The sequence below is a fragment of the Shinella sp. JR1-6 genome, assembly GCF_004284735.1.
Classification (GTDB): domain Bacteria; phylum Pseudomonadota; class Alphaproteobacteria; order Rhizobiales; family Rhizobiaceae; genus Shinella.
This window is the reverse complement of the sequence record NZ_SHMI01000007.1, coordinates 195831-211196: the sequence shown is the minus strand read 5'-3', so window position 1 is coordinate 211196 and position 15366 is coordinate 195831. Positions and strand designations below refer to the sequence as shown.

At 66.0% G+C, this 15366-nt stretch carries 14 protein-coding genes; 13 read left to right on the top strand and 1 reads right to left on the bottom strand.

From position 1 onward, the window contains the following. Positions 1–187: 187 nt before the first annotated feature. The 10 genes from EXZ48_RS15305 (at position 188) to EXZ48_RS15260 (ending at position 10059) form a co-directional block, all read left to right on the top strand. Positions 188–2518, top strand: a complete 2331-nt coding sequence (locus tag EXZ48_RS15305) for a mechanosensitive ion channel family protein (protein WP_165909359.1) — start codon at positions 188–190, stop codon at positions 2516–2518. 147 nt (positions 2519–2665) lie between these two features. Continuing rightward, positions 2666–3250 (top strand): tyrosine phosphatase family protein, encoded by a 585-nt coding sequence (locus tag EXZ48_RS15300; RefSeq protein WP_023517402.1) that lies wholly within the window; start codon positions 2666–2668, stop codon positions 3248–3250. Between the two features lie 213 nt (positions 3251–3463). Then, a complete protein-coding gene (locus EXZ48_RS15295) occupies positions 3464–4849 on the top strand; it encodes a TrkH family potassium uptake protein (RefSeq protein WP_371687661.1) in 1386 nt (461 codons plus the stop codon). Between the two features lie 246 nt (positions 4850–5095). Next, positions 5096–5482: a hypothetical protein gene (locus EXZ48_RS15290; protein ID WP_130516809.1), complete on the top strand. Its 387-nt coding sequence runs from the start codon at positions 5096–5098 to the stop codon at positions 5480–5482. A gap of 88 nt (positions 5483–5570) precedes the next feature. Beyond that, a complete protein-coding gene (locus EXZ48_RS15285) occupies positions 5571–5789 on the top strand; it encodes a hypothetical protein (RefSeq protein ID WP_130516807.1) in 219 nt (72 codons plus the stop codon). Beyond that, complete coding sequence (locus EXZ48_RS15280) at positions 5789–7249, top strand: TolC family protein (RefSeq protein ID WP_130516937.1); 1461 nt, start codon at positions 5789–5791, stop codon at positions 7247–7249. The genes EXZ48_RS15285 and EXZ48_RS15280 overlap by 1 nt, the downstream gene beginning before the upstream one ends. Positions 7250–7263: 14 nt before the next feature. Then, complete coding sequence (locus EXZ48_RS15275; RefSeq protein ID WP_130516805.1) at positions 7264–8622, top strand: multicopper oxidase family protein; 1359 nt, start codon at positions 7264–7266, stop codon at positions 8620–8622. 32 nt (positions 8623–8654) lie between these two features. Then, positions 8655–9122 (top strand): plastocyanin/azurin family copper-binding protein, encoded by a 468-nt coding sequence (locus EXZ48_RS15270; protein ID WP_037405311.1) that lies wholly within the window; start codon positions 8655–8657, stop codon positions 9120–9122. A 17-nt stretch (positions 9123–9139) separates the two neighbouring features. After that, the gene (locus EXZ48_RS15265) at positions 9140–9424 is read left to right on the top strand and encodes a copper-binding protein (RefSeq protein WP_130516803.1); all 285 of its coding nucleotides are present in this window, start codon (positions 9140–9142) and stop codon (positions 9422–9424) included. Positions 9425–9624: 200 nt separating this feature from the next. Then, a complete protein-coding gene (locus tag EXZ48_RS15260) occupies positions 9625–10059 on the top strand; it encodes a GNAT family N-acetyltransferase (protein ID WP_130516801.1) in 435 nt (144 codons plus the stop codon). An 18-nt stretch (positions 10060–10077) separates the two neighbouring features. On the opposite strand, the gene EXZ48_RS15255 is transcribed toward EXZ48_RS15260, so the two are convergent. Then, on the bottom strand, positions 10078–10425 hold the full coding sequence (locus EXZ48_RS15255; protein WP_130516799.1) for a hypothetical protein: 348 nt from the start codon (positions 10423–10425) through the stop codon (positions 10078–10080). Positions 10426–10672: 247 nt separating this feature from the next. Here EXZ48_RS15255 and EXZ48_RS15250 point away from each other — a divergent pair, with 247 nt between their 5' ends. From EXZ48_RS15250 to EXZ48_RS15240, 3 genes are all read left to right on the top strand, one after another. Beyond that, entirely contained in the window at positions 10673–11773 is a 1101-nt protein-coding gene (locus EXZ48_RS15250; RefSeq protein WP_023516869.1) for a TRAP transporter substrate-binding protein, read from the top strand. Positions 11774–11804: 31 nt separating this feature from the next. Beyond that, the gene (locus EXZ48_RS15245; protein WP_245462124.1) at positions 11805–14501 is read left to right on the top strand and encodes an EAL domain-containing protein; all 2697 of its coding nucleotides are present in this window, start codon (positions 11805–11807) and stop codon (positions 14499–14501) included. 224 nt (positions 14502–14725) lie between these two features. After that, complete coding sequence (locus tag EXZ48_RS15240) at positions 14726–15358, top strand: alpha/beta hydrolase (protein ID WP_130516795.1); 633 nt, start codon at positions 14726–14728, stop codon at positions 15356–15358. Positions 15359–15366: the final 8 nt, after the last annotated feature.

The window sequence follows — 15366 nt, the reverse complement described above, 5'->3', positions numbered from 1 at the left end:
CTAGACCATTTTCCGCGGCGATGTGCAGCGGTTTTGCAGCCTGCTGTTCGGTGGCAAAAGTGTGGCCGAGAATTGAAACCGGCGATGGCCGTTCTGCGCGGCATGTACTAATATTCCTTTGGACACCCGAAGGGTGCCGGCGGCTCCAGGCGGTGGCGCCGTCCATCAAGGGGAGACCATGACGCCTATGGTGACTGCAATCCGCGATCTCTTGCCCTGCAGGATGCTCTTCGGGGCGATGATCCTCCTTCTCGCCGGCCTTGCCCAGCCTGCGCTGGCGCAAGATGCCGATACGGCGCCGCAGGACAAGCTGCGCGAGATATCGCGCCTGCTTGCCGATCCCGATGTCGCCGCCTGGCTGGAAACGGCCCGCAAGGACGAGACCAAGGCGGACGAAACACCGGCCGGCGGCATGGGGTCGATGATGCAGTCAGGCTATGTCGCCGACAGGCTCGACGTGGTCCAGCGCCGCATCGACACCATCATGCGGGGCAGCATGGAGCTTGGCGGCGGCGCCAGCACCGCCCTGTCGCGGCTGCGCGCCGAAGTCACCCAGATCGGCGCCCTGCGCCTCCTCACGCTGCTGATGCTCGTGCCCCTGCTCGCCATTGGCTTCGAGCGGCTGTTCAACCACCTGTCCGGCCGGCACTGGCGCCGCGCGGAGGCGGGGCCGCGGCCCGATCCGGTGGGCGTGGTGCCGATGGGGCTGCATGTCGGCGGGCAGGCCATCAGCTTCGCCGTCGGCGCGCTGCTGCCGCTCGCCATGGTCGCCTGGCCGCCGCTTCTCCAGCGCACCGCGCTCATCCTCGCCATTGCCGCCATCCTTGCCCGCTTCGGCAGCCTCATCGGCGCCTATGTCGTCTGGCTGCTCGAACAACCCGCCCGCCGTCCGGCGCCTGTCGTCGAAACGGTGCCGGCCGAGGGCGAGATACCGGCCGTGCCGGGTGAAGCGGCCCTCATTGCCGAAACGCCGGCGGTCACGCTGCCGGAAGGCGACGGCGCGGCCGCTTTCGCCACGCCAGCCGCCACCGAAACCATGCCGGATGCCGACGCTGTCGTTGTGTCGGCCGAGGAGCCCCCTCCTGTACGTCGCATCACGCCGGAGCAGGCGCACTACTGGTTCACGCGGCTGCAGCGCGCGCTGCGCTTCTTCGCCGTCGGCTGGGTCGTGCTGGAATCGATGCGGGTGTTCGGCTTCTCCCAGGGCTCGATGCTGCTCGTCATGTTCGCCTTCGACCTCGGTCTCTTCACCATCGCCATCGAGGCGGTCTGGTCGCGCCCGCGCCGGGCCGACCAGACGGACACCACCCGCAAGATCTGGTCCTGGCTGGCGACGGTGGCAGTCATCCTGCTGCTTGTCGTCTGGACGGCCGGGCTGCATCTTCTGTTCTGGGCCGGCATCGTGGCGTTCGTATTGCCCCCGCTCCTGCGCCTGACGACGGCGATCGTCGCGCGCCTGCATGGCGGCGATGAGGTGGATCGCCCGACGGGCATGTACTTCGTCATCGGCGAACGCGGTGCGCGCGGCGTCGTCATCATCCTGTGCGCCTGGCTGGTGGCCGCCGCCGCCGGTGTCGATGCCGCCGGCATGATGGGCGCCGGGGAAACGCTGGTCAGCCGCGTCGCCCACGCCATCACCCAGGCGATCGCCGTGCTGCTGGTTGCCGATATCGCCTGGCAGTTCCTCAAGGCGGAGATCGCCGTGCGCATGGCCGACGGCCCGCTCGACCGCCGCGTTTCCGACGAGGAGCGCGGCCGCAACGCCCGCATCCGCACGCTGCTGCCGATCCTGCGCAACATCCTCGCCGTGACGCTCGCCGCAGTCGCCGTGATGATGGTGCTGACCAGCCTCGGCGTCGATATCGGCCCGCTGATCGCCGGCGCGGGCGTTGCGGGCGTCGCCATCGGCTTTGGCGCCCAGACCATCGTCAAGGACCTGATCTCGGGCATCTTCTATCTCTGGGACGACGCCTTCCGCATCGGCGAATATATCGAGACCGGAAAGTACAAGGGTGTCGTCGAGAGCTTCTCGCTGCGCTCGGTCAAGCTGCGCCACCACCGCGGTCCGCTCACCACCGTCCCCTTCGGCGAGCTCGGCGCGGTGCAGAACATGAGCCGTGACTGGTCGGTCATCAAGTTCAACCTCTCCGTCACCTACGACACGGATCTTGAAAAGCTGCGCAAGGTCATCAAGCGCATCGGCGCGGAGATCGCCGAAAAGCCGGAATACAAGGATATCCTGCTCGAACCGCTGAAGATGAAGGGTGTTTCCGATTTCGGCGAATATGCCATCGTCGTGCGTGTCGGCTTCACCACCAAGCCGGGCGAGCAGTTCATGATCCGCCGCGAGATCATGAATCGCATCAAGCTCGACTTCAAGCAGAACGGCATCCAGTTCGCCTCCCCCACCGTGCAGGTCGGTGGCCACAGCGGCGAGGGCCAGGCCGAGGCTGCGGCGATCGAGGCCCACCGCCGACGCCAGGAGACACTTGCCGCCGCAAACGGGGCAGGCGCCTGATTCTCAGCGCGAGGCCCCCGGATTTGGCCCTATCGGCGCCCGCCTGCCTGTCGTAGAAGCAGGCGGCGCGCGACATGCTTTCGCCCTCGTTTGGCGCCAGCGTTGACGTGGCGATGGGCCGAAGCAGCAGGATTGGAAGGATAGACCATGGATGTGATTTTTACCCCGGAACTGACGGTTTGCGGGATCGATGAACTGCCGGCTCAGCGTGAGCGCAAGGTGACCCACGTCCTGTCCATCGTCGATCCCGATCTGCCCGAGCTCGAGGCCTTTGCGACCTATGCCCGGCATCACCGCACGACGCTGCGTTTCCATGACATCATCGCCGCCCTGCCGGACCAGGTGATGCCCCGGCCGGACCATGTCGAGGCGATCCTGCAGTTCGGCGCGGATTTCCAGGCACGGCAGGACAGCCAGGGACCGAGCCACCTCCTGGTCCATTGCCATATGGGCGTGTCGCGCTCGACGGCCGCCATGCTGACCCTGATGGCGCAGGCCAACCCCGGCGAGGCTGCCGAGGATCTTTTCACCCGCCTCGTCGCCATTCGCCCGCAGGCCTGGCCGAACTCGCAGATGATCGGCTTTGCCGATGCCCAGCTCGGCCGCAAGGGCGAACTCAACGCTGCGCTCGGCCGCCACTACGGCCGCCAGATCAAGAACCGCCCGCAATATACCGAATGGATGACGCAGCTCGGCCGCGAGGCCGAACTGCGCATGGCCGTACTCGACTGAGCCCAGTCCGCTGCCGCGACTGCCGCCGATCCGCCGGAAGGCGCTTCCGGGCGGCGGTCTTCCGGTGTAGGGAGAGGAACCTGAAAGCCTGCGGCAGCCGCCGGAGGGCGCGGGCGGCCATGCCTTGATGAGGGACCATCTTCCTTGAACGCCACGATCTACCGGTCCGCCATCAACATCTCGGCGATCTGCGGGCTGTATCTTGCCGCCGCCATGCTCGTACCCGCCATGGTCGACATTTATTACGGCCATCGGGACTGGCAGGTCTTCGTGCTGTCGGCGGTGCTTGTTGGTGGCGTTTCTCTGCTTGCGGCCGCGGCGACCCGCTCCGGCCCGCCGCCCTTCAACAAGAAGATGGGCTTTCTGCACGTCAACCTGCTCTGGCTGGTCTTCTCGCTCGTCGGCGCGGTGCCCTTCATGTTGTCCTCGCTCGACATGGACTTCGCCAAGGCGCTGTTCGAATCGGTCTCGGCGATCACCACGACCGGCTCGACCGTCATTGCCGGGCTGGACCACGCTCCGCCGGGCATCCTGATGTGGCGCTCGCTGCTGCACTGGCTGGGCGGCATCGGCATCGTCGCGCTCGGCCTTTTCGTCATGCCCTATCTCAGGGTCGGCGGCATCTCCTTCTTCAAGATGGAATCCTCCGACACGAACGACAAGCCGTTCGCCCGCATCGCCAGCTTCACCCGCGCCTTCGTGCTCGTCTACGTGCTGATCACGCTCGCCTGCACGCTCACCTATGCCGTGCTCGGCATGAGCCGCTTCGATGCGCTCAACCATGCCATGGCGACGGTGGCGACCGGCGGGTTCTCCACCCATGACGCGTCCTTCGGCTATTTCAACAGCCTGCCGCTGCTGTGGGCCGGCGCGTTCTTCATGACGGTGTGCAGCCTCCCGTTCTCGATCCTGATCGTCTTCATGGTGCGCGGCCGGCTCGACGCGCTGCGCGACCCGCAGATCGGTGTCTTCCTCGCCTATCTCGTCGCCTTCTCGGTGGCGATCGCCGTCTATCACCGACTGAACAGTGGCGTGCCCTTCCACGCCGCGCTCGCCCATTCCTTCTTCACGGTCTCGACGATCCTCTCGACGACGGGCTTTGCCAGCGAGGACTATACGCTCTGGGGGCCCTTCGTCGTCGCCATGGCGTTCTTCATGACCTTCATGGGCGGCTGCTCAGGCTCGACGGCGGGCGGCATCAAGGCCTACCGCTTCATCATCCTCTTCAACATGATCCGCACTGGCCTCTACAAGCTGATCTATCCGAACGGCATCCATGCCGTGCGCTACGGCAGGATGACGGTGGATCCCGAACTGCAGCGCGCCGTCGTCCTGTTCTTCACCACCTATCTGATGCTCTGGGCCGCCGGCAGCCTCGCCATGTCGGCCTTCGGCTACGACGTGCTGACCTCGACGTCGGCCGTCATCACCGCGCTCTCGAATGTCGGTCCGGGCATCGGCGCCATCATCGGCCCGGCCGGCAATTTCTCGACCATCTCCGACCCCGCCCTCTACCTGCTCTCGGTAATGATGCTGCTCGGTCGCCTCGAGGTGCTGACGGTGCTCGTGGTGCTGACGCCGCTTTTCTGGAAGAGCTGATACCCGCCGCCGCTCCCTTACAAATTTGTAAGGTTTGCGAGAGGTGAGGGAAAAATCGTCGCCCTAGCCTTCCCGTGCTGCATGTCGCAGCCGTGAACGAGGACCTGGACGATGCTCAAACGAACCGCCTTCCTCCTGGCCGCCCCGCGTGCTGCCCGTCTGTCTTTCGACGGGAGGCGTGCAGTTTGAGAGCGGGGCCGGTTGACAATCTTCAAGGCTCCGGTGATTTACGGGATCATGAGCGGCATGCTTCGATTCGCCTCTGCAGCGGCAACGCTGATTTTTCGACTGGTGATCGTCGTATCGCTGGCGGGCTACAGCCTGTCCTCGGCAAATGCCGCCATGCATCCGCAGACGCCGGCCGCAGCTTCCCAGATCGAAGCCGGTCATACCGCCTCCCATGGCACCGACCACGCCGCCGTCGCGGACGAGGATCACCATGGCGGCGGTGAGCGGCAGGCGGGCGCGAAGGACACCAAGCCGGACTGCTGCCAGGATTATTGCGGCGTCGCGGCCATCGACTGCGACAGCGCCGCGCTGGCCCATCCGCGTCTTGATCCCGTGCTTGCGTTCATCGACGACAACGATCTCGTCGGCCTTGCACCCCGTCTGCACCTGCCGCCCAATATCTGAGATCCCGCAGACCCCTTGAGGGTGTTGCAGTGCCCGTGCGCGGCAACGCGCGCCGGCGCCTTCGTCATCTATTTCTCGGATTTTCGCCATGAAACTCATGTTCCTGGTGGCTGCCATTCCGCTTGTCGCGAGCGGATGCGCATCCACGCTGCCCGAAGTCGTCGCTTCGTCCCATGATCCCGACACCGCCGTAGCGGCTCCCCTCGCCTATCAGAGCCCCATCGGCGCCTATTCTCATCGCATGCCCGTCGATCCCAAGCCGTGGCGTGGCCTCAACAACGATCAGGCACCGAAGGGCGGTGCATGATGGTATCGCTGAAGATGAAGCTGGTCGCCTCGCTTGTGCTTCCCCTGTTCGCCACCGGCTGCGTCAGCACCGGCTATTCGGCGAAGACGGCGGGCTTTTCCGACGCTTCGGCCAAAAGCGCGGAAGCCACGGGCAAGCAGACCGTCTGGGTGCAGAACCGCCAGCAGGCCGAAGAGACCCGTCAACGCGTGAAGGCGCTGATGGCCAGGAAGTCGATCGACGTCGAGACCGCCGTCCAGGTCGCGCTCCTCAACAACAAGGGCCTGCAGGCGGCCTATGCCGATCTTGGCGACAGCGCCGCCGACGCCTGGCAGACCCAGCTTTCCGTGCTGCCGACAGTTTCCGTCGGGCTCTCAGGCATCGGCACGCCGGGGCTTGAGGCCTACCGGGTCCTGGAGGGGACCATCGCGGCGAACATCCTTGCGCTCGCCACCTACGACCGGGACATCAAGCTGGCCGAAACGCGCTTCCGGCAGGCGCAGCTGAACGCTGCGGTCGAGACGGTCTCGCTGGCGGCGGAAACCCGCCGTGCCTGGATCAACGCCGTGTCCGCCTGGGAGAACGTCACCTATCTCAACCAGGCCAAGGTGGCCGCCGACGCGGCTTCCGAACTCGCCACGAAGATCGGCGAAGCCGGGTCGATGCCCAAGGCGGACCAGGCCCGCGAGCACGTCTTCTACGCCGAGCTGACGGGAGAGACCGCCAAGGCGCGGCTCGCCGCAAAGCTCGCCAAGGAAGAGCTGGTCCGGCTGATGGGCCTGTCGGGCTCGGACATCGAGTTCCAGATCCCCAATCGCCTGCCGTCGCTTCCCAAGGCGCTGGCCAAGCGGGACGATATCGAGGCCGAGGCCATCCACAAGCGCATGGACCTGCAGGTCGCCCGGCTGGAGCTTTCGGCGACGGCCCAGTCCTACAAGCTCACCGACGCCACCCGCCTCGTTACGGATATCGAGCTGGTCGGCACGCTGGAACAGGAGCGTGAGCGCGAGGACGGCAAGATCCGCCGGAGCATTTCCAAAACGGCGGGGCTGGAATTCACCATCCCGATCTTCGATTCCGGCCAGGCCCGCATGCGCAAGGGCGAGCTCGCCTATATGCGGGCAGCCAACCAGCTCGCGGAAAAGGCGGTCAACGTCCGTTCCGAGGCGCGCTCGGCCTATATGGCCTACCGGTCGACCTACGACATCGCCCGCCACTACCGCAACAGCGTCCTGCCGCTGCGCACGGCCATCGAGGAGCAATCCATGATGACTTACAACGGCATGATCACCAGCACCTTCGAGCTGATCGCGGACAGCCGCGAGAAGATCGATTCCACCCTCCTTGCCGTCAACGCCAAGCGCGACTTCTGGCTCGCCGAAGCGAACCTTGCCCCCGTGCTTTACGGCGGCAGCACCGGTTCGGCGGCGGCGGAAGGCGGCGCGGCACCGGCTGAAGAAGCCGAAAGCGCCGGCCATTGAGAAAGGAAACGACGATGTTCAACAGAAGACAGTTTCTCGGGGCCGGCGCTGCAGGCGCGGCGCTCGTCTCGTCCACCGCCTGGGCCCAGACCTCCAATATGGGCCTGCCCGAGGCGGCGGTCATGGATAGCGCGGCCACCCAGTTCCCGGTGCGTCCCACCACCGGCCCGGACTACACGCCTGTCGTCACGCTCAACGGCTGGACGCTCCCCTACCGCATGAACAATGGCGTCAAGGAGTTCCACCTGATCGCCGAGCCTGTCGAGCGCGAGATGGCGGAGGGCATGACGGCCTATCTCTGGGGCTATAACGGCCAGTCGCCGGGCCCGACCATCGAGGCGGTCGAGGGCGACCGGGTGCGCATCTTCGTGACGAACAAGCTGCCGGAGCACACGACGATCCACTGGCACGGCATGATCCTGCCCTCGGGCATGGACGGCGTCGGCGGGCTCTCGCAGCCGCATATCCCGGTCGGAAAGACCTTTGTCTACGAGTTCGACCTCATCAAGTCCGGCACCTTCATGTACCACCCGCATTCGGACGAGATGGTCCAGATGGCGATGGGCATGATGGGCTTCTTCGTCGTGCATCCGAAGGACCCGACCTTCATGCCCGTCGACCGGGATTTTGTGTTCCTCCTGAACGCCTTCGACATCGAGCCCGGCGCCTATGTCCCGCGCATCATGGAGATGACCGACTTCAACCTGTGGGCCTGGAACAGCCGTGTCTTCCCGGGGATCGACCCCCTGGTGGTCTCCAAGAACGACAAGGTCCGCGTGCGTGTCGGCAACCTGACGATGACGAACCACCCGGTCCACATGCACGGCTACGATTTCGAGGTGACGTGCACGGACGGCGGCTGGGTCCGGCCGGAAGCGCGCTGGCCGGAGGTCAGCATCGACATCCCCGTCGGGGCGATGCGGGCCTACGAGTTCGACGCGAAATATGTCGGCGACTGGGCGATCCATTGCCACAAGTCGCACCACACCATGAACGCCATGGGGCACGACGTCCCGACATTCATCGGCGTCGACAAGAAGGAGGTCGCCAAGAAAATCAGACAGTTCCGTCCCGAATACATGCCCATGGGCACCGCCGGCATGGCGGATATGGGTCAAATGTCGATGGAGATACCGGAGAACACGATCCCCATGATGAACGGCTGGGGCCCGCATGGCCCGATCGAAATGGGTGGCATGTTCTCGGTCGTGAAGGTCCGCGAGGGTATCTCGGCGGGCGATTACAGCGATCCGGGCTGGTACGAAAACCCGCCCGGCACGCAGGCCTGGGAGTGGACGGGCGCCTTGCCCGAAACGACCAAGGCCAAGGACGCGAAGACCACGATTACCCCCGGCCACGCCAGGCACGGCTGAGCCAACCCCCTCGAAACGAAGGATATGAAATGATGAAGACCGCACTGACCGCGCTGCTGCTCGCAGCGGGCTTTTCGACGAGCGCCCTTGCCGATGCCGGCCACGGCGCCATGGCTGTCGGCGAACCCGGCAAGAAGGCAGAGGCCACCCAGACCATCCGCGTGACAATGAAGGAGACCGACGACGGCAAGATGATCTTCACGCCGAGCACCTTCAAGGTCCGCAAGGGCCAGACGATCGTCTTCGCGATCAAGAATTCCGGCGAGCTCGACCATGAATTCGTGCTCGACGAGGAGAAGGAGGTCATGAAGCACAAGGCGGTCATGGAGAAGTTCCCGGAAATGGAACACGAGGATCCGAATGCCATCCGCCTTGCCCCCGGCAAGGCCGGCGAGGTCGTCTGGAAGTTCACCAATGACGGCGTCTTCAAGATCGCCTGCCTCGTGCCGGGGCACTACGACGCCGGCATGCACGGCGACATCACCGTCGCCAAGAAGTGAGAAGAAAGGAGAACGTCATGAAATTCAGCGCAAAAACCGCTCTTTCCGCAGCGCTCGTCCTTGCGGCCGCCTCCGGCGCCTTCGCGCAGGAATTCACGAGCGGCACCGTCAAGAAGGTGGACGAGAAGGCCAAGAAGGTCACGCTCGTCCACGAGGAGCTGAAGAACCTCGAAATGCCCGCCATGACCATGGTCTTCCAGGTCGCCGACGCGGCGCTCATGGAGAAGCTCAAGGCCGGCGCAAAGGTCGAGTTCGTCGCAGAGCGGGTCAATGGCAAGCTGACGGTCACGCAGGTGAAGTAAGGCCGGGAGGCCGCGCTCTCGAAAGGGACGCGGCATTTCCCCGCCGGGGGCGATCGCGTGGGGTCTGCGGAGATGGCCGGCCGGGCAGAGGGGGGCCGCGCACTCCGTCCGACACCGGCGATCGCCCTCACCCGGCCCCATGGAATTTCCGGTCCGGCGTTCCCATCTTCGGGGCATCGGTCAGGGAGCACAGGACGCGCATGCAGTTGAGACGGATCACCCCGCAGGATTGGCCATGGATACAGCACTGGTTCGAGGACGAGCGCCTCAACGAGGAACTCGGTCCGCTCGACGAGGCATGGCTCGATCACGTCCTGCACGCAACGGACGGCGTCCAGCTCGTCGGTGTCGAGGACGGTGCGCCCGCTGCACTCGTCGGTTGTGTGTGGAGTCCCGAGCCAGGCGGGCTCCACGGGATAACGGATATCGCGGTGCGCCCCGCCGTGCGTGGCACGGGCCTGGGCCGCCGGGCGCTTGCCGCGGTCGTCGGCTGGGACGGCCATCCGCCGGCCGCCGGCTGGATGGCCTTCGTCGATCACGAGAACGACGCGGCCCACGCCTTCTTCACGGCATTGGCATGGACCTATCGCGGCCTCGACGACGAGATGCACCGCTTCGAGCTTATGGCCCCCTGATCTCGGCGGGGGATTCGGTCAGCCTTCGGCGTCGCCGGACGCCGGCCTGTCCTTGGCCCAGTAGTGGTCGCGGATGTTCTGGCCGTTGCGGATGACGAAGGTGGCGATGTCGGGATCGCCGCCCTCGAAGGTCTCGGGGTCCGCGCCGCACAGGTGCAGGAACAGCTGCTGCTGGGCGTGGGCGACAAAATAGTCGTAGGCCGGCGGCGGCTCGTCGAGGCCGACGGCCTTCAATTCCTCGGCAGCCTGTTCGCTCGCGGTCTTCAGCGCCGCGTGGATTGCGGCCATCATGGCCTTCTCCACCCGCTCCTGCATCTCGACATAATGTTTCTCTGCGGGCGTGAGAACGGGGCAGGTCGTGTTCAAGCGTCAGTCTCCTTGCGGTCCGAGCGCCTATCTGGCGTCCGGAAGCGGCCGGTTCAAGAGGGGCCGGATATCGATCCCGCCCTATTCGACGAAATCGCAGCGGGCAAGCCAGACTGCGGAGCATCCCGGAAAACGCGGGCGTATCGATGCAACTCAAGATGTCATATTTCGCAGTTCGGACACAGGGTCCGTTAACTTCTATGACGGAAGATTTCACGCTGGGAGAAGAGTAAGCCGGGGGTAACGAATGAGCGGACGAGGGTGCGGGCGTGCAGCGGCAGGCCGCTTTACCGGCGCATGGCTGGCGTGCACCCTGTTTGCTGCGCTGCTTGGCTGTGCCGGCGGTGCCTCCGCCCAGCAATCTTCAGGCGATCAGGTCCGGTTGCAGGTCATCGGCGGTCTTGCCGGCGTCACGCAGTTCACCAAGATCGAGCAGCCGTTCTGGGAAACGGAAATCGGGCCGCTGTCGCAGGGCCGGATCAGCGCGGCGATCCGCCCGCTGGATGCCGGCGGGCTGCGTGCCCAGGAAATGCTTCAGCTCTTGCGGCTTGGCGTCGTCTCCTTCGGGACCGTGCTGCTGAGCGCCACCGCCGGGGACGAGCCGGAACTGAGCGCGATCGACCTGCCGACGCTGAACCCCAACGTGGCGATGCTGCGCCGGACGGTCGGCGCCTACCGGCCGCACCTGGAAATGGTGCTGGACCAGCGCTACGATATCCGGCTTCTCGGCGTCTACGCCTATCCGGCGCAGGTGCTGTTCTGCGTCGACGCGTTCACCGGTCTCGACGATCTCGCCGGCCGGCGGATCCGGACGTCTTCCGTCGCGCAATCGGAACTGGTGACGGCGCTCGGTGCCGTGCCGGTGAGCATACCCTTTGCCGATATCGTGCCGAGCCTTCGCGATGACCTCGTCGACTGCGCGATCACCGGCACGCTGAGCGGCTATGAGATCGGGCTGCCGGAGGTCACATCCTATGTGCATGCCATGGCGCTGAGCTGGGGCGTATCGATCTTCGGCGTCAACCGGCCCTATTGGGACAACCTGCCCGTCGATGTGCGCAGCACGGTCGCGCAGGGCGTGCGCCAGCTCGAACAGCGGATCTGGGCCCAGGCCGAGGCGGACACGGCGCGCGGGCTCGCCTGCAATGCCGGCGCGCCTGACTGTTCCGGCGAAACCCAGGCGGCGATGACCATCGTGCCGACATCGCCGGAGGACGAGGTGCGGCGGCAGCGCCTGCTGCTCGACGTCGTGCTGCCGCGCTGGTTCAAGCGATGCGGAAAGAGCTGCGAGCAGACCTGGAACACCTATCTCAAACCCGTCCTTGCAAACGAGCCCCAAAGCCCATGACCAACCAGAAATGCCGGGGTATCCTGCCGTGATGAAACGCCTTCAGCTCGTGGTCTGCGCCGGCACGGCCGCCATCCTGACGATCATCGCGCTTGGCACCGTGCATGTCGTGGAAAAGGCGGAACGGGCTGCCTGGCAGGCCGCGCGGCAATCGCTGGAAGGGTCCGCCAAGGCGGTGGAGAACGCGCTCGAGCGGCAGTTGCTTCAGGTCGACGGCGCGCTGGCGAGCCTCCCGGCCTTGTTCAAGGCGGCGAAGATCGCCCCGGGCCAGGCCGGGCCGGCCGGCCAGCTGCTGAGCGGCATCAGCTTCCAGACAATGGCCTTTCGCGATCTCCTGCTGGTTGCGCCGGATGGCAGCGTGGTGGCGTCCGGGCAATCGATGACGGTGCGCCATCCGCTGCCGACCGATGTCGCGCTGGTGGGCCGTAATCCGACAACCCTGATCGGCCCGGTGCACAATCCCGTCACCGGCGACTGGTCGCTCTATGTCGCGCGTCCGATCCCCGGATGGATCGGCATCGTTCCGGTCGCCGAAGTGCCGTTGCAGACCCTGATGAAGCTGGTGTCGGAGACCAATCTGGGACGCGGCACGCGGATCTTCCTGGAGCGCGCCGATGGAAGGGTCATCGCCTCGCAGCCGCATGACGAGCTGCTGATCGGCAAATCCCATGGCGCTGCCCATCGGCAGGGGGCGGTGAACGGCGTGGCCTTCCCGGCCACCGAGACCGGTTCGGACGGTGGCGTTCTGACGGTTGCCCGGCAGTCGCTCTATGGTGACATCAGGGTGGTGCTCAGCGCACAGAACGCGGTTCTGCTCTCCGACTGGCGCAGCGCGCGCGATGGCATCGTTCTCGGTGCCGGGATCGTCGCGCTGTTTGTGCTTGCCTTCGCGGCGGCGATCCTGGTCGCCATCCGCCAGCGGGAAAAGGTCGGCGCGGAGCGCGAGCGCGCCTCTGCCGTCCTCGACAATGCGATCGCGGCGATGTCCGATGGCTTCGTGATGTGGGACGAGAACGACCGGCTGGTGACCTGCAACCAGCGCTACCGCGACCTTTACGCGCTGAGCGCGCCCTTCATCGAGGCAGGCGCGCGTTTCGAGGATATCGTTCGCCGGGGCGCCGAAAGGGGCCAGTATCCGCAGCTTACGGGGGACATCGATACCTTCATCGGCGATCTTGTCGCCTGGCACAGCGGGGATAGCGGAGCGATCGAGAGCATGCTGCCGAACGGCATCTGGGTGCTGGCGAGCGAGCGGCGGACGGCCGATGGCGGCCGCGTCGGCATCCGCACGGACATCACCGCGCTGAAGGCGGCCCACGCGGAGCTCGCCGCGGCCAATGCCCGCGCCAATGCCGCGGTCGAGGAGGCGCAGCGGCAGAACATTGCCCTCACCCGCCAGGAAAGCCGCATCCGCTTCCTTGCCCATCACGATGACCTGACTGGCCTGCAGAACCGGCTGGCCTTCCGCACGCAGATCGCCGATGTCCTGCAGCAGATCGGCACCAGGGGTGGGCAGGCCGCGCTGCTGTTCCTCGATCTCGACCGTTTCAAGGACATCAACGACACGCTCGGCCACCCGGTCGGCGACCAGCTGCTGCGGGACGTCGCGCGGCGCCTGTCCGCCTGCGTGCGCAAGACCGACACCGTCGCGCGCCTCGGCGGCGATGAGTTCGCGATCCTGTGCACCGGGCACGACCAGCCGCAATCCGCCGAAGTGCTGAGCGCCCGCATCGTCGATGTCCTCAGCCAGCCGTTCTCCATCGAGGGCCGGGCGATCGCCATATCGACCAGCATCGGCATTGCCATTGCCGAGGGTGCGGGCGGGGATGCCGACACGCTGCTGAAGCAGGCGGATGTGGCGCTCTACCAGTCCAAGTCCCGCGGGCGCGGCACGTTCTGCTTCTTCACGGAGGAAATGGACGAGCAGCTGCATGGCCGCATCGCCCTCGAGGCGGACCTTCGACGGGCGATTGCCGAGGAGCAGTTCGAGCTCGCCTACCAGCCGATCTACCAGCTGGCCTCCCGCACGCTCAGCGGCTTCGAGGCCCTGCTGCGCTGGCAGCATCCCGAGCGCGGTTCCGTGTCTCCGGGGGAGTTCATCCCGCTGGCGGAGGAGACCCGGCTGATCGTCGAGATCGGCGCCTGGGCCTTGCGGCAGGCGTGCCGGGATGCCGTGCATCTGCCGGGAGCTCCGCGCATCGCCGTCAACCTGTCGCCGGTGCAGCTCGCCTTCGGCGACATGGTCGCGATCGTCCGGGATGTGCTGGCCGAGACCGGCCTCGATCCGGCGCGGCTCGAGCTGGAGATCACCGAGACCGCCCTGTTTGACGACGACAACCGGACCCTTGCCGCGGTGAAGAGCCTGAAGGCACTCGGCGTGCGCATCGTCCTCGATGATTTCGGCACGGGATATTCGAGCCTCAGCCACCTGCGGCTGGCCCCGCTGGACAAGGTCAAGATCGACCGTTCCTTCGTCAACGACATCACGGTCCGCCCCGACAGCGCCGCCATCGTCTCGGCCATCGCGGCGCTTGCAGGCGAGCTGGGCATGACGACGACGGCTGAAGGTATCGAGACCCCGGCCCAGATGGAAGCGATCCGCCAGGCGGGCTGCACGGAAGCCCAGGGCTTCCTGCTCGGCAGGCCCCAGCCGCTGCTCAAGGCCGTCTCCAGCATCCTTGTCCATGAAGAGATCGAGGCCATCACGGCCAGACGCCTGGTGTCCTGAAACCGGCGCCGCCCGCGCGGGCAAGGGCCGCGGCCTCTATCGCCGATGGCCGCCCTTGGCGGGGCGTGGGCTTCGAGTGTTGCAGGTTATGCTTCCTGTTCCGGGCGAAAAGGCTTTTCGAAAATTAGTCCATATAAAAGATAGAATTCCTATACTCGCCGGCCGAACGCGTTATCCTCCCCGGTATCGATGCCGCAGGGCATCCCGATCGTCTGGAGGCCACCATGCCGTCGCTCGATATTCCCGTCGATACGCTCATCCTGCCGGGTCTCAACGGCTCGCCGGCGGCGCATTGGCAGCGCCATTGGGCGCGCGACAACCTGGAAAGCCGCGTGGTCGAGCAGCACGACTGGTCCTGCCCGGAGCAGCGGGACTGGCTCGTCCGGCTGGAACGGGTGGTGGAGATGGTGGGCAACGACGTCTGGCTGGTCGGCCACAGCCTCGGCTGCATCCTCGCGGCGCATTTTGCCGAAAGCCGGCTCGCCGGGCGCATCCGTGGCGCGCTGCTTGTGGCGCCCTGCGATCTGGAGACGACCGAAGGGCTGCATCCCTGCATCATCCGGTTCGGTGCCATGCCGGTGCGCCCGCTGCCCTTTCCCTCGCTCGTCGTCGGCAGCCTCAACGATCCCTACATGCCGGCCGAGCGGCTGCGCCAGACGGCGCGCGCCTGGGGCAGCGACCTCGTCGATATCGGCCATGCCGGCCATATCAACATCGCCAGCGGTTTCGGCCGTTGGACCGCCGGCTATGATTTCCTCGAACTTCTGAAAACGCGGGCGGCCGGTGCGGGCCGGGCAACGGGGCACCTGCCGTCCCCTCTCCCCTCCCCCGGGCTTTCCCCCGCAGCCCTCCACTGAAAGACGCG